This window comes from Enterococcus sp. DIV1316a, assembly GCF_050536915.1.
In the GTDB taxonomy this organism is placed as follows: domain Bacteria; phylum Bacillota; class Bacilli; order Lactobacillales; family Enterococcaceae; genus Enterococcus; species Enterococcus faecalis.
In genome coordinates, this window is sequence record NZ_CP172913.1 from 152,488 (window position 1) to 172,806 (window position 20,319).

The following is a 20,319-nucleotide window of genomic DNA, read 5'->3' on the forward strand; positions in this document are numbered from 1 at the left end:
AGATACATAGGTTAAGCAATTAACTATGAATAAATAAAAGGAGGAGCTATGAATAAAAAAGGAATTAGAGTAGGTATTTTATTGATTTTAGGAATCATCCTAATTGGCATTGGAGGGAAAGTATTTATGGACAAACGGGCAGAACAAAAAGAACAAGATTTACTAGCAGTAGAGAAACAATCAGTGAAAGTATTGAAAAATACCTTTGCGGATATAGCAGAGGTAGAGATTGAACGAACAGGATTTAATACTATGACGGGATCGTACAGGATTGTTGTGACGTTGAAAAATACTACTGGTAGCACTGCTTATTTTGATTATGGATTTGTAAAAAATAGTAATGAAATTGATGATTATGGAGTCGTCGACAGAGAAGTTCAGAAAAAAGGAATAACTAAAAATGTTGTTAGAGTGACATTTTCTAATGGACAGGAGGAGCCAATTTGAGTATAACAGACAAAAGTTATAATAAAATAAGTGGTGCTGTTTATTGGCTGGATCCAAAAGATAAGAAATATTCTCCTACAATAAAAGAGAATGTTATTCATAGTCTTGGTGGTACTGAATTCCAAATCCTCAAAATCCAAGAGAATTCTCAGACGGATGGGATGCAAGCGATGGCTGTGGCTCCTTTAGATAAGCAAGGGGTTCCTGATTTGTCGCAAATTGTGATTAGTTATGCTGGCACCAATCCTGGTGATTGGAAAGATGTGGAAACGGACTTGCGCACGATTGGTGGTTTTTGGGACAAAACGGCATCTCCTGGTTTTTCTGATGCACGGAGTCCACAACGTTTGGCTGGGCAACTGAGTTCGGCAGTGGCTTTTGCTGAGGCAGTCAAACAAGAATACAGCGAGGCCACTTTTTCTACTACCGGACATTCTTTAGGGGAATATTTAGCGTTGTATATTGCCGCGGAAAATCAATGGAAAAATGTCGGTTTTAATGGGCCAGATCCCTATGAGGTGTTGACACCAGCTGCTAAAAAGTGGGTCGCTGAAAATCCTGGCTGGTTAACCAATTATCGCAATCAGGCGGATATTGTAGGTAATTTAATGGGCAATGGTACCGGCGCCGAAATCAAAGTGGCTTTGCAAATGGGCTTGCAAAATCCGTTGAAGTCTCATGATTTAGCCAATTGGCTCTTTGATGCAGATGGTTATTTGGTAATTCCTGATAATGAACACAATTTAGAAGCGAGCCTTCAAGGACAAGAGCGAAAATCCATGACAGTTTTTGCCAGTGAATTGGCAAATTTACAAATTTTGAAGAAAAAGTTACTGAAAAATGGTAGCGGTTTATCAAGTAGTCAACAAATTTATTTGGAGGATGCTCAAGCCAGAGCCGTGGTTCAAATAGCAGCTCGCAATGCAAAATATGCCATGGAACGAGTGATTTGCATTCATCAAGAAGCGATTCGAACCTTGGAGCAAAATTGGGAAGCAGGACTTCGTGCGGCTAGAAATTCTGTTCAGATGTTAACTGAAGCTGAAATTATGGAAGCCTTAGCTAGTGTGGGTGTCACCAAGCAAAGTCAGGTGTTTCAACCAAAAGAAACCCATGAACTGCGTATTCAACAAGCCAAAGAAAAAAGCGCCACCTTTGATGCTTTAGAACGGGAAATCACCGCCAAATTAGCAGAAATCGTTGCCCGCGATAGCGAACTGGCTAATCAATTTAGATAGGAGCAAAAAATGACATTGGATGAATTACAAGCGAATTATCGCAGAGAACGGCAAGGATTAGAAGAACAAAGTGACGATTTACGACGAGCACAGTCGCACGGAGAACAAATGGTAATGGATGGAAGCTGAGCAACGTTTAAGAAGTGCCTTAAATAGCTTGGCGCTAGACGGAGAACCTTTGCATCGAGCGAAAAGGGACTATTCAACAATAATTGAACAGTTTCAAGAAACGATTCAGTTAGAACAACGAAAAATAAACCATAAAATAGAGGATTTAGAACAAACTTATCGAAGTGAGTATCAAAAACGAAGCAATGAAAAGAGGTAATTTAGTGGACGAAATGATTCAACGGTTGTTAAAGGAGATAGCTAGAAGTGCAGATAAAGCCAATGTTCGTTCTGTAGGAGTAGCAATGCAACAACGGGTTGCTCAGGAGAAGAATCAGGCAAATCAAAGGCATCGCAAGCTAGTCGTCGAAGCAGCAACAAGTTTTGGGACAAGGCAGCAACAACTAGGAACGGCTCTTAAAGGACAGTTTGGTAATAAAGTAAAAGAAGCCTTTCAAAGACAAACAATTAGTTTGAAGCAGTTCTTGTAGGAATATTACAATGACAAAAGGATTTTATGCGTTCATTTTTAAGAAGAAAATTGAAGGAATCTCAGCAATGCTCTAGGGAACAGCCTGGGGCTTTTTTAGTGTAATTATTTCTTTATATTTTAGAAAAAGTTGCTTTTTCTAAAATATAAGCCAGTCTTAAACACGCAATAATAGCGGATTCATGGTATAATTGAAGAGCTGAGAATAAATAGATTATTCTGTTTGATTCTCGAGACTATTTAAAAGGCTAGCGTAAAATAATTGTCATTCTTGACGTATTTACGACCTTAGAGGAGGAAGCAAGTGTGTTTAAACGTGTTCATTTAATCGTACTAGATTCAGTCGGTATTGGTGAAGCACCAGATGCTGAAAAATTTGGAGATGTCGGCAGTGATACACTAGGTCATATTGCCAAAGAAGCGGGACTAACCATTCCTCATTTAGAAAAACTTGGATTGGGAACTATTGCTCCTTTAACAGGTGTCAAAGCAGTGGCAGACCACGATGGCTATGCCACCAAATTAGAAGAAATTTCTGTTGGAAAAGATACTATGACCGGTCACTGGGAAATTATGGGCTTGAACATCAAAAAACCTTTTCGAGTATTCCCAAACGGCTTTCCTGAAGAATTGCTGAAACAAATTGAAGATTTTTCTGGGCGAAAAGTTGTTTGTAACAAACCATATAGCGGGACAGCAGTCATTGATGATTATGGCGAACATCAAATGAAAACAGGGGATTTAATTGTTTATACTTCAGCAGACCCTGTTTTACAAATTGCGGCGCATGAAGACATTATTCCATTAGAAGAATTGTATAAAATTTGTCAATATGTTCGTGACATTACGAAAGACGAACCTTATATGATTGGTCGGATTATCGCTCGCCCGTATGTTGGTGAACCAGGTAATTTCACTCGAACCAGTAACCGTCATGACTATGCTTTAGATCCTTTTGGCCATACTGTTTTAGATTCGTTGAAAGAAAACGGCAATGATGTGATCGCTGTTGGGAAAATTAACGACATCTTTAATGGACAAGGAATTACTGAAGCTATCCGCACGAAGAGCAATATGGATGGGGTGGATCAATTATTAACGGTCATGAATAAAGATTTCACAGGTTTAAGTTTTACTAACTTAGTGGATTTCGATGCGCTGTATGGCCACCGTCGTGATGTGAAGGGCTATGCAAAAGCCATCGAAGATTTTGATGGTCGTTTGCCAGAGATTATGGCAGCTATGGCCGAAGATGATTTGCTTTTAATTACAGCAGATCACGGGAATGACCCAACTTTCCCAGGAACAGACCACACACGTGAATATGTGCCTTTATTGGCTTATAGTAAAAAAATGACAAAACAAGGCAGCTTGCCACAAGGATTTTATTCAGATATTTCAGCAACGATTGCTGAAAACTTTGAAGTTCCTGCAACGGAAAACGGTCAAAGCTTTTTAAATCAATTACAATAATTCGAGGAGGCAACACATGACAACGTTAACGAACCATTTAAACGAAACAACTGAGTTTTTGAAAGAAAAAGGGGTGCAACAAGCAGACTTCGGTCTAATCTTAGGTTCAGGGTTAGGTGAATTAGCTAATGAAATAACCGATGCGATTGCTATTCCTTTCTCTGAAATTCCCCATTTTTCTGTTTCAACAGTCGTTGGACATGCTGGACAATTAGTTTACGGAACGCTTTCTGGAAAAAAAGTTTTGGCGATGCAAGGACGTTTTCATTATTATGAAGGACATTCGATGCAAACGGTCACTTATCCCGTTCGTGTGATGGCTGCTTTAGGCATTCATTCAATGATTGTAACCAACGCAGCTGGTGGCGTAAATGAAACATATACACCGGGGAATTTGATGTTAATCAATGACCACATTAATTTTACAGGCGATAATCCGTTAATTGGTGAAAATGATGAAGAAATCGGGCCGCGTTTTCCAGATATGAGTCATGCTTACACGCAAGAATATCGGGAAGTGGCAAAAAAAGTGGCTGCGGAACAAAATATTGACTTAAAAGAAGGCGTGTATATGGGCTTTTCTGGCCCGACATATGAAACGCCTGCAGAAATTCGGATGTCACGGACGATGGGTGCAGATGCAGTTGGCATGTCAACTGTTTCGGAGGTCATTGTAGCTGTGCATAGTGGCATGAAAGTACTAGGCATCTCTTGTATTACGAATTTAGCAGCTGGTATGCAAAGTAGCTTAAATCATGCAGAAGTAGTTGAAACAACTGAACGCGTTAAAGGACAATTCAAAGAGTTAGTGAAAGCAACACTAGCAGCTTTATAAAAAAGGAGTAAACCAGAATGAGTGTGCATATCGAAGCAAAACCAGGTGAAATTGCCGATAAAATTTTACTACCAGGGGATCCCCTCCGAGCAAAATATATTGCGGAAACTTTTTTAGAGAATCCTGTCTGCTATAATCAAGTTCGTGGGATGTTAGGTTACACAGGAACGTATAAGGGACAGCGTGTTTCGGTCCAAGGAACAGGGATGGGGATGCCTTCAGCAGGTATTTATGCCCATGAGTTAATTAACTCTTACAATGTGAAGAAGTTAATTCGTGTTGGTACGTGTGGTTCTATTTCAGAAAAAGTCAACGTTCGTGAATTAGTTATCGCACAAGCAGCAGCGACACCTTCTTCCGCGATTCGCAATGATTTTCCTAAATATGATTTTCCACAAATTGCGAGCTTTGATCTTTTACTCAAATCTTACGAAATTGCTAAAGCAAAAGGCTTTACTACCCATGTTGGTAACGTATTGTCAGATGATGTTTTTTACAAAGATAGCTTAGATGATGTCTTTCGTTTAGGTCGATACGGGGTATTAGCGATTGAAATGGAAGCGGCAATGTTATATTATTTAGCAGCAAAATTTGATGTAGAAGCATTGGCGATTATGACGGTGAGTGATAGCTTGGTGACAGGCGAAGAAACAACGGCAGAAGAACGCCAAACGACGTTTAATGAAATGATTGAAGTTGGTTTAGAAACGGCAATTGCTAATTAAAAAAATGCTTGGATGAAAACAATCATCCAAGCATTTTTTTAATTTAAGAGCGCTTTTTTTACATCTTCAACAATTTGAGTATTCGCAATAGGTCCGTTGTATAACCAACTACTTTTTTTGTCATAGGTATGAACTTGGTTATTTTTCACAGCAGGTAAGTTCTTCCAAATTGCTTCTTGGAAAAGAGGTGCTGATTCATCGCTGTTTACAAGGAAAATGTGGTCTGCGTCAAGCTCAGCTAATTTTTCTAAAGAAACTTGATTCCAATCCGCAGTAGCGTTTTTAGAAATTTCTTCCACTAATTTTGGAACTTGGAGGCCTAAGTCCTGATAGAGCACGGTTCCGCTTGAGCGATTATCGCTAACCATAAAGACTTGGTTGTTGGTTACCCATAAGACTGCCGCAGATTTGCCAGCATCCTTTTTGCCGAGGTCTTCTTGGACGCCTTTGGTTAAGGTATCATAATCTTCTAACACTTTTTTCGCTTGTTCTTTTTTATCTAAAACAGTGGCAATATCTTCCAATTGATCACGCCAGGTGACATTTTCGCCGTTTTTGACTACATAAGTTGGCGCAATTTTACTGTATTCTTTGTATTTACCGCCTTCAACTAGAGCAGATGAACTGATTAATAATAAGTCAGGTTCAAATTTTAGAACCGCTTCATATGGCAAGTCATAGGAAATAGTGGGGACATCTTTCAATTCTTTCGCTAAATAATCTTGAATGCTGCCTTGTCCAACTGTCCATTGTGCCACTGGTTTTTCTCCTAATGCAACTAGATAATCTTCTAAATAACTCGCAATAATCCGTTTGGGTTTCGCGGGGACGGTTACTTTATTGCCTAAGGTATCTGTTACTTCATGTGTTTTGTCAGCGTTGTTGGCTTCTTTATTCGTATTACCACAAGCTGCGAGTAAGAATGAACCAAGAAGAAGGGTTGTACCAATTAGGACCGTCTTTTTTAAAAGTTTCATTGTGTAACTCCTTTATTTTTAGTTGATAACGATTCTCATTATCAGTTAAAAACGACCGTTTGTCAATCATCGCTTGCTTTTTTGAGCAAATAAGTTGCATTTTTTAGATAATTCGTTTTTTTGATTGGAAGAAACATTGCTTTTTAAGGAAGGGTCTTTTATAATCAAGGAACAATGAGTGAGAACGATTCTCAATAAATGTAAAATAACGACAGAAAAATTAAAGAGGAATGGTTATGAATTATTTAGAGGCAGAGGACTTAACTACAGGATATGGTCGTCAAGTGATTAGTGAAGCGCTGAACTGTTCATTTGAAGCGGGAACTATTACAAGTATTATTGGACCAAATGGTTGTGGCAAATCGACCTTGTTAAAAACACTTGCGCGTATTTTGCCAGCTGAGAAAGGCAAGGTGTTCATTAAGAACCAAGAACTTCAACATTTTTCTTCAAAAGAAGTGGCGCAAGAACTAGCGATCTTATCACAAACGCCAGAAAATACAATCGATTTATCTGTTTTTGACCTCGTCTCTTTCGGGCGGTATCCATATCAATCGGGCTGGAAAAGTGTCACCACAGAAGATCAAGAGTACATACAATGGGCATTAGAATTAACAGGCTTAACTGAATTAGCTAGAGAGTCTGTGGCGATTTTATCAGGTGGACAACGTCAACGGGTTTGGATTGCTATGGCGCTAGTGCAGGATACAGATATTTTAATTTTAGATGAACCGACCACCTATTTGGATCCAGCGCATCAGCTAGAAATTTTAAATGTGTTAAAACGAATTAATCAAGAACATCAGAAAACTATCGTGATGACGATTCATGATATTAATTTAGCTTCTCGTTTTTCTGATCGCGTGATTGCGATGAAAGAGGGAAAGATTATCAATGAGGGAACACCGCAAGAAGTGATTACTGTTACTGGCTTAGCAGATGTTTTCGCTATTCAAGCAGAAATTAGTTATCATAGTCAGACACAGCGGCCACTAGTGCTTTCTTATGAGTTGATGGAAATGGAGCTGGATGGATGAAAGGCATAAGCGGATTTTATAGACACCAATGGCAAGTGTTGCTTGTCTGTCTTTTTTTGCTACTGGGGACAATGCTTCTGTCATTGATGTTTGGTGCGACGTCGGTTTCGATTCAAACGATTATTGATTCATTTACGCACTTCGATGCGACCAATCAAGCGCATCAAGTCATCCAAACGGTTCGGTTGCCGCGGATTTTAGGGGCCGCTTTTGTGGGGGCAAGTTTAGCGGTGAGTGGGGCGTTAGCGCAAGGGATTACACAAAATCCATTGGCAGATTCTGGCTTGCTGGGTATCAATGCTGGGGCTGGCTTGGGCTTGGCGCTTGTTTTTGCTTTCCTCCCTCAGGCAAGTTATTGGTGGCTTTTAGTTGTTTCTTTTCTTGGTGCCGGCGTGAGTGTGGCACTGATTTATTATCTTTCTAATCATTCAATTCGAGGAGCAAGCCCCATGCGTCTGACCTTAGTGGGAGCTGGTATTAGTGCCCTTTTTTTATCATTTAGTCAATTCTTAGCCATTCAGTTCAATTTGAGTCAAGAGTTAACGTTTTGGTTTCTTGGCGGTGTCAGCGTTATTTCTTGGGCACAATTAAAAATAGTCGTCCCTATCTTTCTGGGCGCATTTGCATTAGCAATTCTGATTAGTCCGTCGGTGACTATTTTACGGTTTGGCGATGATGCAACAATTGGTTTGGGGCGAAATCCGCAGCGTATTCGGTTGTTTGCCAGTATAACGATTTTGCTTTTATCAGGATTGTCTGTGGCGCTAGTTGGCTCGGTCAGTTTTGTTGGTTTGGTGGTGCCTCATGTGATGCGAACAGTTTCTGGAGAAAATTACCGGCGCTTGATTCCGTTCTCGGCGTTAGGTGGTGCGCTCCTCGTTTTGGTGGCAGATTTAATCGCTCGAATGGTGAATCCGCCTTTTGAAACACCATTTGGGATTATCACGGCCTTAATTGGCATCCCATTCTTTCTTTATTTATTTCGTAAAGGAGGGCAACTAGGATGACACAGAAAAAAGTGTCCCGTTGGGTGGCTATCTTAATAGTTGGGATTATCCTAACTGCTTGTATCAGTTTAACGCAAGGGGAATTATCTGTTTCCTTCATGGATTTAAAAGCTCTTCTTTTGGGACAGGGAAGTCAGGCCAAACAACTGTTAGTTTGGGATTTTCGGTTACCACGGATTGTGCTTGCGGTCCTAGCGGGCGCAGCTTTAGGCTTAAGCGGCGCTATTCTTCAAGGGATTACTCGGAATCCGTTGGCAGATACTGGGATTTTAGGCATTAATGCGGGTGCGGGTTTGGCAGTGATTTTGTTTATTAGTTTTATTGAAACGACAAGTATCACGATGTTTGCACTTCCGCTCGTGGCCTTAGTTGGCGGCTTGCTAGCGGCTGTTGGGATTTTAGTAATCGCGTATCATCATCGTTTAGGATTGACGCCAGTTCGAATGGTCTTAGCGGGTGTCATTTTGAGTACGGGTATTTCAGCACTCACCTTATTAATTACATCAAAAATTGACACTGAAAAGTACCGTTTTGTTACAATGTGGCAAGCAGGCAGTATCTGGGGCAGTAATTGGTTCTTTGTGGGCGCTTTGTTGCCTTGGCTAGTCATCGGGTTCTTTTTTGCGATGAAGCGTCATCGTCTGTTGGATATTTTTCAATTGGGGGACGAAACAGCTATTTCTGTAGGTATTGCTGTGAAAAAAGAACGAATCGTTTCGTTGCTGTTAGCGGTGATGTTGGCGGCATCAGCGATTTCCGTTACAGGGGGAATTAATTTTTTAGGTTTACTTGCGCCACATATTGCTCGCAAATGTGGTTTTACGCAACAAAAACAGGTATTGCCATTGGCGGCGTTGTTTGGGAGTTTACTTTTATTGGTTAGTGATACGATTGGTCGGCTATTGCCTGGCAATGGAGAAATGCCTGCAGGGATTATTGTTGCGATCATCGGTGCGCCTTATTTTCTTTATTTGTTAATCAAAACAAGCAATTCGTTATAAAAAAGAATCAAAAGCTGGGTCAATCGGTCGTTGTGAAAGCAACTGTCATTTGCTCGGCTTTTTTATTGGCGGATTTTTGAAAAAATAGTATGATAAATGCGTAAGAGGATTGAATGGAGGATGAAAGAATGGAAAACTTTAATTTTTATGTACCAACAGACATCCGTTTTGGGAAAGATCGTTTAGACGAATTACCTGCTGTGTTAGATCAATTTGGCAAAAATGTCTTACTTGTTTATGGTGGCGGTAGTATCAAACGTAATGGCTTGTACCAACAAATTACTGATTTGGCCCAAAAAAACGGGCATACACTGATTGAGTTGAGCGGTGTCGAACCAAACCCGCGCATTGAAACCGTTAGAAAAGGAATTGAGTTGTGTAAAGAAAACCAAGTCGATGTTATTTTAGCAGTTGGCGGTGGTTCAACCATTGACTGTTCCAAAGCAATAGCTGCGGGCTTTTATTCGGAAGAAGATATCTGGACAGTCATTGCAGCCAGAAAAGGGTATACTGGTCCTGCTTTACCAATCGTGACCATCTTGACTTTAGCAGCGACAGGTAGTGAAATGAACGCAGGTGCTGTCATTTCTAACTTAGAAACCAATCAAAAGTTAGGCTTTGGTGGTCCGAATATGATTCCAAAAGTTTCGTTCTTGGATCCAACGAATACTTTTACGGTTCCTCAAAATCAAACAGCAGCTGGCTCAGCGGATATTTTCAGTCATTTGATTGAAAACTATTTTAGTATTTCGACAGGCACAGACGTCCAAGATTTTGTGTCAGAAGGCTTAATGCGAACGGTTATCAAAAATTGTCCTATTGCTTTAGAAAATCCAGAAGATTATGATGCACGTGCTAATTTAATGTGGGCAAGTAGTTTAGCCTTAAATGGGTTAACAGGGCGCGGCAAACAAGGTGTTTGGTCTTGTCACCCAATGGAACATGAATTAAGTGCGTTTTATGACATTACGCATGGGATTGGCTTAGCAATTTTAACGCCTCGTTGGATGAATTACGTTTTGTCTGAACAAACCGTAGGCAAATTTGCACAGTTTGCTCGAAATGTTTGGGGAATAGTCGAACAAGAAGAGGAAGTAGCAGCGAAAAAAGGTATTCAAGCATTGTATGATTACTTTGTGGCTTGTGGCATTCCAATGACATTACCAGAAGTTGGCATCGAAGCAGATAAATTTGAAGAAATGGCACAACAAGCTGTGGACCATAGTGCAATTGCCGAAAAGGCTTATGTACCATTGGATGCAGCGGATATAGTAGCGATTTATAAAGATTGTTTAACCGAAAGTCAATTTATTTAATCCATAAAAAAGCGGTTTGCCTTGGCAAACCGCTTTTGTTAATAAGAAACAAGTTCTTATAAGTAGTATTTTTCTTTCACAGTTAAATCATCGTTTAATTCATAAACTAATGGTTTACCTGTTGGGATTTCAAGATCCATAATATCTTCATCAGAAATGCCTTCGATGTGTTTAGCTAAAGCACGTAATGAATTACCATGAGCCGCTACTAAAACAGTTTTGTTGTCTTTTAAAGCTGGCGCAATTTCATCTTGCCAGAATGGTAATGCACGTTCCAAAGTAACTTTCAAGTTTTCGCCACCAGGAATATCGCGTTGGTCTAACATTGCATAACGACGGTCGTTTGCTGCAGAACCTTCATCTGTTGCTTCCATTAATGGAGGAAGAGTATCGTAAGAACGACGCCAGATGTGGACTTGTTCGTCTCCGTATTTTTCAGCAGTTTCTTTTTTGTTTAGTCCTTGTAATTTACCATAGTGACGTTCGTTTAAGCGCCAAGATTTGATTTGAGGTACCCATAATTGATCTGAGTATTCTAGTAAATAGTTACAAGTTTTGATGGCACGAGTTAAAACAGAAGTATAAGCAACGTCGAATTCGATGCCTGCTTCTTTAATTTTACGGCCGCCTTCTTTTGCTTCTTCAACACCTTCAGGTGCTAAATCTACGTCAGCCCATCCAGTAAATTGGTTTAAGGCATTCCATTCGCTAAGTCCATGACGAGAAAAAACTAATTTTGGCATGTATAAGCTCTCCTTTGAGTTTAGTTTTCTGAAAATAAGATTTCCACGTTTATTGTACACCGTTTTGCGCAAGATTTCCAATGGAAAATAGTAAAAAAACGTGAAAGTTGCTGAAAAATTAGAGTGAAATCGAATCAAAAAAGAAGCCCCATCTGAAGGACTTCTTTTTTATTCTTAGGAATACAACCTCTCGACATCTGTCTCAGGTAAATTGATGTACTTATAACAAGTGCCCACCGAAACGCCGCATTTATTAGAAATAAATTGGATTGTTTCTTTGTTTTCGTAATATAATGCACGGATTTTGCGGACGGTGCGTCCATCGATTTTTGGACGTCCACCTACTTTTCCGTTTTCACGAGCTTTGTGGAGCCCGACGAGTGTTCGTTCTTTAATTAGTGCACATTCCATCGCAGATAAGCTCTCCATTAATTGGAAATAGGCTTCACCTGTTGGAAGGTGAGTATCAATTCCTTCTGAAATGCTGACAAAATCAACTTGTTTTTCCTTTAGCATTTTCATAAAGTCTGTTAATTGGCGGGTTGTTTTACCTAAATGGTGCAATTTACAAACAATAAGTGTATCCCCAGCAGAAAGAAGTTTTTCGACTTCGTCTAAGACACTGATCTCCGCTTGAGGATCAAATGTCTCTTGGAAAATATCATCACAACCAAACGATTGGAGAGTGGTTAGTTGATTTTTTAAATCGTCTTCAATAATAGTTGTGCGTGCATAACCAATTCGTTTCATATATTATCCTTCCTATATAAATAATCTTTTTTCACACATTCTTAACGTGCGGGAACATGTAAGGTTTTCGGTCCATCTTCATAACCGACGATTACCATAGAAACCATATTTAAAAATAAGCCGTGTTCAACGACGCCAACCAAGTTGTCTAAATAAGAACCCAAAGCTTCTGGATCTGTAATTTTTTCTAAATGCAAATCGATGATATGGTGGCCTCCATCTGTTATTAATGTTTCGCCAGCAGCGTTTAAACGAAGTGTTGGGTGATAGCCTTTTTCTTCAAATAAATGCACTAGTTGGCGGCTGCCATAAGGAACAACCTCAACTGGAAGCGGGAAAGCCCCTAAATCGTCCACCATTTTTGATTTATCCACAATCCAAATACATTTCTTTGAATAAGTGGCCACAATTTTTTCAAAAAGTAAGGCAGCGCCACCGCCTTTGATTCCTTGAAAATCAGCGCTGATTTCATCGGCGCCATCAATCGTAAGATCTACATACGGAACCTCATCAATATTTTTTAAAGGAATGCCCAAGGCCAAGGCTTGCTTCTCTGTTTCTTTTGAAGTAGTAACCCCTACGATTGACAATCCTTCTTCTTTTATGCGACGACCAATTTCGTCTACCATAAATTTTGCTGTTGAGCCAGTACCCAAACCGACAATCATGCCGTCTTCTACATATTTTGCAGCTTCGATTCCTACCATTTGTTTCAGATTCATCGCTGTTTTCCGCCCCCTTCAATAGTCAAAGATATTGTACCGTTATTTAACTAAAAAAGATAGAAAGTTTTTGAAAAAGTCATAAAAATTTTTAAAGGAAAAGTACGTTTAAATAGAAGGAAAATCTTTTTTTCGAAAGGCGAAAGAAGAGGGTTGACAGCTGATACTTATCGTGGTATCCTAACAAAGGTGCTTTATCTACAGGTTCCTTATAGGGACGTGCTGACTGTCTATCAAAGCATATTTGATAAAGAGTGCAGAGATTGCATTATTTTTTATCGCGAAAAAAGAACCACCTGGATGTGTGGAACTAGAAGCGAAGTAAGGAAGGAGGAGAACAAGGAATGCCTACAATTAACCAATTAGTACGTAAACCTCGTAAATCTAAAGTAGAAAAATCTGATTCACCAGCCTTAAACAAAGGATATAACAGTTTTAAGAAAACTCAAACAAACGTTAACTCTCCGCAAAAACGTGGAGTTTGTACACGTGTGGGTACGATGACACCTAAAAAACCGAACTCAGCTTTACGTAAATATGCCCGTGTTCGTTTGTCAAACTTAATCGAAGTTACAGCTTATATCCCAGGTATCGGTCACAACTTACAAGAACACAGCGTGGTATTATTACGTGGTGGACGTGTAAAAGACTTACCAGGGGTACGTTACCATATCGTTCGTGGTGCGCTTGATACTGCCGGTGTTAACGACCGTAAACAAAGCCGCTCTAAATACGGTACAAAACGTCCTAAAGCTTAATTATAATAAGACAATAACAACTTGAAAAATCATATTTCGGAAGGAGGAGTTACGGATGCCTCGTAAAGGTCCTGTTGCAAAACGTGATGTTTTACCAGATCCAATTTATAACTCAAAATTAGTAACTCGCTTAATCAACCGTGTAATGGTTGACGGTAAACGCGGGATTGCTGCTAACATTATCTATAATTCATTTGATATCATCAAAGAATCTACAGGTAACGATCCATTGGAAGTTTTTGAACAAGCAATGAAAAACGTTATGCCTGTTCTTGAAGTTAAAGCACGTCGTGTTGGGGGTTCTAACTACCAAGTACCAGTTGAAGTTCGTCCAGAACGTCGTACAACTTTAGGTTTACGTTGGGTAGTTAACTACGCACGTCTACGTGGTGAACACACAATGGAAGAACGTCTAGCGAAAGAAATCATGGATGCTGCTAACAACACTGGCGCTTCTGTTAAAAAACGCGAAGACACACACAAAATGGCAGACGCAAACCGCGCATTTGCTCATTATCGTTGGTAAGATCCTCTCTGTCTGTCGCGTAAAGTGGCAGCAGAAAGTCAATTTACAATCGATTTAAATAAAGAGAGGAGTAAACATACAAAATGGCAAGAGAATTTTCACTTGAAAAAACTCGTAACATTGGTATCATGGCCCACGTTGATGCTGGTAAAACAACAACAACTGAGCGTATCTTGTACTACACTGGTAAAATCCATAAAATCGGTGAAACCCATGAAGGTGCTTCACAAATGGACTGGATGGAACAAGAACAAGAACGTGGTATCACGATTACATCCGCTGCGACAACTGCACAGTGGAAAGGCTACCGTGTAAATATCATCGATACTCCAGGACACGTGGACTTCACAATTGAAGTACAACGTTCTCTACGCGTATTAGATGGTGCGGTAACAGTTCTTGACTCTCAATCAGGTGTAGAACCTCAAACAGAAACTGTTTGGCGTCAAGCGACTGAATATAAAGTTCCTCGTATTGTATTCTGTAACAAAATGGATAAAATCGGTGCGGACTTCTTCTATTCAGTAGAATCATTACATGATCGTTTACAAGCAAACGCTCATCCAATTCAAATTCCAATCGGAGCTGAAGAAGACTTCACTGGAATCATTGACTTGATTAAAATGAAAGCTGAAATCTACACAAATGATTTGGGAACAGATATTCAAGAAACTGATATTCCTGAAGATTATTTAGAAAAAGCGCAAGAATGGCGCGAAAAATTAGTTGAAGCTGTTGCTGAAACTGACGAAGACTTAATGATGAAATATCTTGAAGGTGAAGAAATCACTGAAGAAGAATTAGTCGCTGGTATCCGTCAAGCAACAATCAACGTTGAGTTCTTCCCTGTATTAGCTGGTTCAGCATTCAAGAATAAAGGGGTTCAATTAATGTTGGACGCTGTTCTTGATTACTTACCATCTCCATTAGATATCGATGCTATCAAAGGGATCGATACTAAAACAGACGAAGAAACAACTCGTCCAGCTGATGACGAAGCACCTTTCGCTTCATTAGCATTTAAAGTTATGACTGACCCATTCGTAGGTCGTTTAACTTTCTTCCGTGTTTATTCTGGTGTCCTTGAAAGTGGTTCATACGTATTGAACGCTTCAAAAGGCAAAAAAGAACGTATCGGTCGTATCCTACAAATGCACGCCAACACTCGTCAAGAAATTGACAAAGTGTACTCTGGTGATATCGCTGCTGCTGTTGGTCTAAAAGACACAACAACTGGTGATACATTATGTGCATTAGATGCACCAGTTATTCTTGAATCTATTGAATTCCCTGACCCAGTTATCCAAGTCGCTGTTGAACCTAAATCAAAAGCTGACCAAGATAAAATGGGCGTGGCTCTACAAAAACTTGCTGAAGAAGATCCATCATTCCGCGTTGAAACAAACGTTGAAACTGGTGAAACAGTTATCTCTGGTATGGGTGAATTGCACTTAGACGTTTTAGTAGACCGTATGAAACGTGAATTCAAAGTTGAAGCTAACGTAGGTGCTCCTCAAGTATCTTACCGCGAAACATTCCGTGCTGCGACTAAAGCAGAAGGTAAATTCGTTCGTCAGTCTGGTGGTAAAGGACAATACGGTCACGTATGGGTTGAATTTACACCAAATGAAGAAGGTAAAGGCTTTGAGTTTGAAAACGCAATTGTCGGTGGTGTGGTTCCTCGTGAATACATCCCAGCAGTTGAAAAAGGGTTAGAAGACTCTATGAACAACGGTGTTCTTGCTGGTTATCCATTAGTTGATATCAAAGCAAAACTTTACGATGGTTCATACCACGATGTCGATTCAAATGAAACGGCCTTCCGTGTAGCTGCTTCTATGGCATTGAAAGCTGCGGCTAAAAATGCAAACCCAGTTATTTTAGAACCAATGATGAAAGTTACAATTACTGTTCCTGAAGATTACTTAGGTGATATCATGGGACACGTAACAAGTCGTCGTGGACGTGTTGAAGGTATGGAAGCACACGGTAACTCTCAAATCGTTAATGCGATGGTACCTTTAGCTGAAATGTTTGGTTATGCTACAACATTACGTTCAGCAACACAAGGACGTGGTACATTTATGATGGTATTTGACCACTATGAAGACGTACCTAAGTCTGTTCAAGAAGAAATCATCAAGAAAAACGGCGGCAACGCATAATTTTCCTTGAGAATAAAAGGTTTGTTTTTAGAACTATCCTTTTTTCAAGATTTCGTGTAAAATAGCTTATGATGATCAGACGATTTTTAGTAACGTCTATCACATATAAAACAAACAATAAAATTTATATTTTTAGGAGGAACATTCAAAATGGCAAAAGAAAAATTTGACCGTTCTAAATCCCATGTTAACATTGGTACTATCGGACACGTTGACCATGGTAAAACTACATTAACAGCTGCAATTGCTACTGTATTATCAAAACACGGTGGCGGGGAAGCACAAAGCTACGATTCTATCGATAACGCTCCAGAAGAAAAAGAACGTGGAATCACAATCAACACTTCTCATATCGAATATGAAACTGAAACTCGTCACTATGCACACGTTGACTGCCCAGGACACGCGGACTACGTTAAAAACATGATCACTGGTGCTGCTCAAATGGACGGAGCTATCTTAGTAGTTTCTGCTGCTGATGGTCCTATGCCTCAAACACGTGAACATATCTTATTATCACGTAACGTTGGTGTACCATACATCGTTGTATTCTTAAACAAAATGGATATGGTTGATGACGAAGAATTATTAGAATTAGTAGAAATGGAAGTTCGTGACTTATTATCAGAATACGATTTCCCAGGCGATGATGTTCCAGTTATCGCAGGTTCTGCTTTGAAAGCTTTAGAAGGCGACGAGTCTTATGAAGAAAAAATCTTAGAATTAATGGCTGCAGTTGACGAATATATCCCAACTCCAGAACGTGATACTGACAAACCATTCATGATGCCAGTCGAAGACGTATTCTCAATCACTGGACGTGGTACTGTTGCTACAGGCCGTGTTGAACGTGGTGAAGTTCGCGTTGGTGACGAAGTTGAAATCGTTGGTATTAAAGACGAAACATCTAAAACAACTGTTACAGGTGTTGAAATGTTCCGTAAATTATTAGACTACGCTGAAGCAGGCGACAACATCGGTGCTTTATTACGTGGTGTAGCACGTGAAGATATCGAACGTGGACAAGTATTAGCTAAACCAGCTACAATCACTCCACACACAAAATTCAAAGCTGAAGTATACGTATTATCAAAAGAAGAAGGCGGACGTCACACTCCATTCTTCACTAACTACCGTCCTCAATTCTACTTCCGTACAACAGACGTTACTGGTGTTGTAGAATTGCCAGAAGGTACTGAAATGGTAATGCCTGGTGATAACGTTGCTATGGACGTTGAATTAATTCACCCAATCGCTATCGAAGACGGAACTCGTTTCTCTATTCGTGAAGGCGGACGTACTGTAGGTTCAGGCGTTGTTACTGAAATCGTTAAATAATTAACTTTTTAACTATAGCTTTAACCAGCGTAAAAAACTGGGGTATTCGGACGTAAGACCAGAGAATTTATTCTCTGGTCTTTTTTTTGTTTAGAAATTGGCTGGCTAAAAAATAAGCCAATTGGCTGTTTTAGCAGACTTGTTTCTTCAGTATACTTGGAGAAAAAGGTTAGGTGATTTAATGGAAAAAGTATTGACGATTGCAGGCTCCGATTCAACTGGAGGGGCAGGGATTCAAGCAGATTTAAAAACATTTGAAGAGTATGGAGTTTTTGGATTTTCAAGTTTAACCTCGATTGTGACGATGGATCCTACGACAGGTTGGTCACATGAAGTAACTGAATTGCCAGAAACGCTCTTAGAAAAACAATTGATTTCGGTTTTTGCAGGCGGTCCAGTAGCGGCTTTGAAAACAGGGATGATGGGCAATGAACAAAATATTAAAATGGCTAGCAAATACATTAAACAAGAGAAAATTCAAAAAGTCGTGATTGACCCAGTCATTGCTTGTAAGGGCACGGCACAAATTCTGCAACCCAAAAGTGTGGAAGGCCTAAAAAACGATTTACTGCCATTAGCATTAGTGGCCACGCCTAATTTAATTGAAGCGGGCATCTTATCTGGTTTAGGCGAAATTTCTTCCGTGGCGGAGATGGAAGAAGCGGCAAAACGAATTGTACAAATGGGAGCCAAGCATGTCGTGGTTAAAGGGGGACATCGCTTAGCTGGTGAAAAAGCACTGGACTTATTTTACGATGGTCACACCGCACATCTTTTGGAAAATGAATTATATCCAACTGATTATAATCATGGTGCAGGTTGTACTTTTTCAGCGGCAATCACAGCTGGCTTGGCGAAAGGTTATTCGGTGTTAGAAGCAGTAACTTTAGCAAAAAAATTTGTAGCAGCGGCGATTAAACACGGTATTCAAGTTAATCCTTATGTGGGGCACGTATGGCATGGCGCTTACACTCATGCGGAACAACGGATGCGTAAGAAAGCATAATATTTAGAACTAGAGGAGTCTGTCAAGGACTGGCTCTAGTTTTTTTGTGATAAAGAATAACAATAGTAGGTATTACGTTAAAAGAATGTTCAAATTTTTAAAAGAGGAGTAGAATAGAACTGTAATTGCAAAAAAAGAAGCGGAACATAGAAGGGGTGATAACTTTTCTGTGCTTCAGTTTAGAACGGACTGTGGTGTTTGTTTTGACGAACTACCGGAAAGCGACTTCTTTTTGTTTTGGCTTCAAATGGTATTTAATGGAGGGAATGCAATGTTAGAAAAAGAAACGTACAGTCAACTGTTTAAATGGTCTTTTTCAAAAAAGACACAAGTCACATACTGGGATGGTACCGTCAAAGAGTATGGGCAAGGGTCGGGGGATCCGGTTTTTAAAATTGTATTCAATGAAAAAATTCCTGTGAAGGATTTACTGAATAACGCTTCGTTAACTTTAGGGGAAGCCTACATGGATCGCAAAATTGAAATCGAAGGCGATATCCAAGCGCTGATTTATGATGTGTATAACCAAAAGGATAGCTTTTTACACAATGCTAAATTTATTAAATGGCTTCCTAAAGAAAGTCATTCAAAAAAACGTTCGCAAGAGGATATTCACAGCCATTACGATCTAGGAAATGATTTTTACAAAAAATGGCTTGACCAAACAATGACGTATTCATGTGCTTATTTTAAAACGCCTGAAGATACATTAGAACAAGCGCAAGTGAATAAAGTTCATCATATTTTAGATAAATTGTTTATCAAAGAGGGCGACACTTTACTGGATATTGGCTGCGGCTGGGGCACGTTAATTTTAACTGCGGTGAAAGAATATGGAGCCAAAGCAACTGGGATTACATTAAGTGAAGAGCAATTTCATCATATTCGCCATATTATAGAAAAAGAAGGTCTACAAGATCGAATGACTGTCAAATTGATGGATTATCGTGATTTAAAAGGAGAGTCTTTTGACCATATTACGAGTGTTGGGATGTTTGAACATGTCGGTGCGGAAAATCTACATGAATATTTTGACGTCGTTCAGCGGAATTTAGCGCCTAAAGGTACGGCGTTAATTCATGGGATCAGTCGCCAACAAGGTGGGGCTAAAAATGCTTGGATTAATCGTTATATTTTCCCGGGTGGCTATATTCCTGGTGTCACTGAGCTAGTCGGCCATATGACAGAAAACGACTTGCAAGTGATTGACTTGGAAAGTTTGCGCAGAGATTATCAATTGACGTTGGAACATTGGACAAAAAACTTCCATAATATAGAAGCAGAAATTGTTGACGAAAAAGGCGAGCGCTTCTATCGAATGTGGGACTTATATTTGCAAGCATGTGCAGCCTCATTCCAAGCAAGCAATATTGATGTTATTCAATATTTATTGGTTCATCCAGATAACAATGATATTCCAATGCGCCGGATTGGTTAATAGAATAAAAAAGAGAGAATTTGAGATTCTGGTAAAAAAGGAATCTCAAATTCTTTTTTTATAAAAATAGAATGAAAAGAATTGAAAAACAAAACAAATGCTTTTCAAAACAAGAAAAAATTCTTTCAAAAAAACGCAGAAAATCCTTGCTAACACTATCCTTTCATAGTATAATCAAAAAGGTGCTGTTTACAGGAGTGTAAAAAGCATTGGTAGATC

General features: G+C 39.5%; 21 protein-coding genes. 17 read left to right on the forward strand and 4 right to left on the reverse strand.

The features are described 5' to 3' along the window. Positions 1 to 48 precede the first annotated feature (48 nt). From IGL56_RS00675 to deoD, 7 genes are all read left to right on the forward strand, one after another. Positions 49 to 447: a hypothetical protein gene (locus IGL56_RS00675; RefSeq protein WP_002356175.1), complete on the forward strand. Its 399-nt coding sequence runs from the start codon at positions 49 to 51 to the stop codon at positions 445 to 447. After that, positions 444 to 1,685 carry a hypothetical protein gene (locus tag IGL56_RS00680; RefSeq protein ID WP_002385431.1) on the forward strand — a complete coding sequence of 414 codons (1,242 nt, stop codon included), beginning with the start codon at positions 444 to 446 and terminating at the stop codon, positions 1,683 to 1,685. The genes IGL56_RS00675 and IGL56_RS00680 overlap by 4 nt, the downstream gene beginning before the upstream one ends. A 118-nt stretch (positions 1,686 to 1,803) precedes the next feature. Further along, positions 1,804 to 2,013 carry a hypothetical protein gene (locus IGL56_RS00685; protein WP_231428264.1) on the forward strand — a complete coding sequence of 70 codons (210 nt, stop codon included), beginning with the start codon at positions 1,804 to 1,806 and terminating at the stop codon, positions 2,011 to 2,013. 13 nt (positions 2,014 to 2,026) lie between these two features. Then, positions 2,027 to 2,284, forward strand: a complete 258-nt coding sequence (locus IGL56_RS00690; RefSeq protein WP_229237024.1) for a hypothetical protein — start codon at positions 2,027 to 2,029, stop codon at positions 2,282 to 2,284. Between the two features lie 305 nt (positions 2,285 to 2,589). Next, positions 2,590 to 3,756, forward strand: a complete 1,167-nt coding sequence (deoB, locus tag IGL56_RS00695; protein WP_002356179.1) for a phosphopentomutase — start codon at positions 2,590 to 2,592, stop codon at positions 3,754 to 3,756. A gap of 16 nt (positions 3,757 to 3,772) precedes the next feature. Beyond that, on the forward strand, positions 3,773 to 4,591 hold the full coding sequence (locus IGL56_RS00700; protein WP_002356180.1) for a purine-nucleoside phosphorylase: 819 nt from the start codon (positions 3,773 to 3,775) through the stop codon (positions 4,589 to 4,591). 17 nt (positions 4,592 to 4,608) lie between these two features. Next, a complete protein-coding gene (gene deoD / locus IGL56_RS00705; protein ID WP_002356181.1) occupies positions 4,609 to 5,316 on the forward strand; it encodes a purine-nucleoside phosphorylase in 708 nt (235 codons plus the stop codon). Between the two features lie 38 nt (positions 5,317 to 5,354). On the opposite strand, the gene IGL56_RS00710 is transcribed toward deoD, so the two are convergent. After that, entirely contained in the window at positions 5,355 to 6,293 is a 939-nt protein-coding gene (locus IGL56_RS00710) for an iron-hydroxamate ABC transporter substrate-binding protein (protein ID WP_002361532.1), read from the reverse strand. A 230-nt stretch (positions 6,294 to 6,523) separates the two neighbouring features. Here IGL56_RS00710 and IGL56_RS00715 point away from each other — a divergent pair, with 230 nt between their 5' ends. The 4 genes from IGL56_RS00715 to IGL56_RS00730 all read left to right on the forward strand — a co-directional run bounded on the left by IGL56_RS00715 (position 6,524) and on the right by IGL56_RS00730 (position 10,654). Beyond that, positions 6,524 to 7,330, forward strand: a complete 807-nt coding sequence (locus IGL56_RS00715) for an ABC transporter ATP-binding protein (protein WP_002356183.1) — start codon at positions 6,524 to 6,526, stop codon at positions 7,328 to 7,330. Then, a complete protein-coding gene (locus IGL56_RS00720; protein ID WP_002356184.1) occupies positions 7,327 to 8,337 on the forward strand; it encodes a FecCD family ABC transporter permease in 1,011 nt (336 codons plus the stop codon). The genes IGL56_RS00715 and IGL56_RS00720 overlap by 4 nt, the downstream gene beginning before the upstream one ends. After that, the gene (locus IGL56_RS00725; RefSeq protein ID WP_065813914.1) at positions 8,334 to 9,338 is read left to right on the forward strand and encodes a FecCD family ABC transporter permease; all 1,005 of its coding nucleotides are present in this window, start codon (positions 8,334 to 8,336) and stop codon (positions 9,336 to 9,338) included. The genes IGL56_RS00720 and IGL56_RS00725 overlap by 4 nt, the downstream gene beginning before the upstream one ends. A gap of 128 nt (positions 9,339 to 9,466) precedes the next feature. After that, positions 9,467 to 10,654 (forward strand): iron-containing alcohol dehydrogenase, encoded by a 1,188-nt coding sequence (locus tag IGL56_RS00730; protein WP_002356186.1) that lies wholly within the window; start codon positions 9,467 to 9,469, stop codon positions 10,652 to 10,654. Positions 10,655 to 10,710: 56 nt separating this feature from the next. Here IGL56_RS00730 and gpmA read toward each other — a convergent pair whose 3' ends face one another. The 3 genes from gpmA to rpiA all read right to left on the reverse strand — a co-directional run bounded on the left by gpmA (position 10,711) and on the right by rpiA (position 12,869). Next, the gene (gpmA, locus tag IGL56_RS00735) at positions 10,711 to 11,397 is read right to left on the reverse strand and encodes a 2,3-diphosphoglycerate-dependent phosphoglycerate mutase (protein WP_002359343.1); all 687 of its coding nucleotides are present in this window, start codon (positions 11,395 to 11,397) and stop codon (positions 10,711 to 10,713) included. A gap of 174 nt (positions 11,398 to 11,571) precedes the next feature. Beyond that, a complete protein-coding gene (locus IGL56_RS00740; protein WP_002356188.1) occupies positions 11,572 to 12,147 on the reverse strand; it encodes a recombinase family protein in 576 nt (191 codons plus the stop codon). A gap of 41 nt (positions 12,148 to 12,188) precedes the next feature. Continuing rightward, positions 12,189 to 12,869, reverse strand: coding sequence for a ribose-5-phosphate isomerase RpiA (rpiA, locus tag IGL56_RS00745; protein ID WP_065813916.1), 681 nt, complete (start codon positions 12,867 to 12,869; stop codon positions 12,189 to 12,191). Positions 12,870 to 13,213: 344 nt separating this feature from the next. Here rpiA and rpsL point away from each other — a divergent pair, with 344 nt between their 5' ends. The 6 genes from rpsL (at position 13,214) to IGL56_RS00775 (ending at position 20,100) form a co-directional block, all read left to right on the forward strand. Next, positions 13,214 to 13,627, forward strand: coding sequence for a 30S ribosomal protein S12 (gene rpsL, locus IGL56_RS00750; protein ID WP_002356190.1), 414 nt, complete (start codon positions 13,214 to 13,216; stop codon positions 13,625 to 13,627). Between the two features lie 55 nt (positions 13,628 to 13,682). Beyond that, complete coding sequence (gene rpsG / locus IGL56_RS00755) at positions 13,683 to 14,153, forward strand: 30S ribosomal protein S7 (RefSeq protein ID WP_002356191.1); 471 nt, start codon at positions 13,683 to 13,685, stop codon at positions 14,151 to 14,153. A gap of 83 nt (positions 14,154 to 14,236) precedes the next feature. After that, positions 14,237 to 16,318 carry an elongation factor G gene (gene fusA, locus IGL56_RS00760; protein ID WP_002356192.1) on the forward strand — a complete coding sequence of 694 codons (2,082 nt, stop codon included), beginning with the start codon at positions 14,237 to 14,239 and terminating at the stop codon, positions 16,316 to 16,318. A 150-nt stretch (positions 16,319 to 16,468) separates the two neighbouring features. After that, on the forward strand, positions 16,469 to 17,656 hold the full coding sequence (gene tuf, locus IGL56_RS00765; RefSeq protein ID WP_002356194.1) for an elongation factor Tu: 1,188 nt from the start codon (positions 16,469 to 16,471) through the stop codon (positions 17,654 to 17,656). Between the two features lie 181 nt (positions 17,657 to 17,837). After that, positions 17,838 to 18,662, forward strand: a complete 825-nt coding sequence (gene thiD, locus IGL56_RS00770; RefSeq protein ID WP_002364530.1) for a bifunctional hydroxymethylpyrimidine kinase/phosphomethylpyrimidine kinase — start codon at positions 17,838 to 17,840, stop codon at positions 18,660 to 18,662. A gap of 271 nt (positions 18,663 to 18,933) precedes the next feature. Beyond that, entirely contained in the window at positions 18,934 to 20,100 is a 1,167-nt protein-coding gene (locus IGL56_RS00775; protein ID WP_002391607.1) for an SAM-dependent methyltransferase, read from the forward strand. Positions 20,101 to 20,319 lie beyond the last annotated feature (219 nt).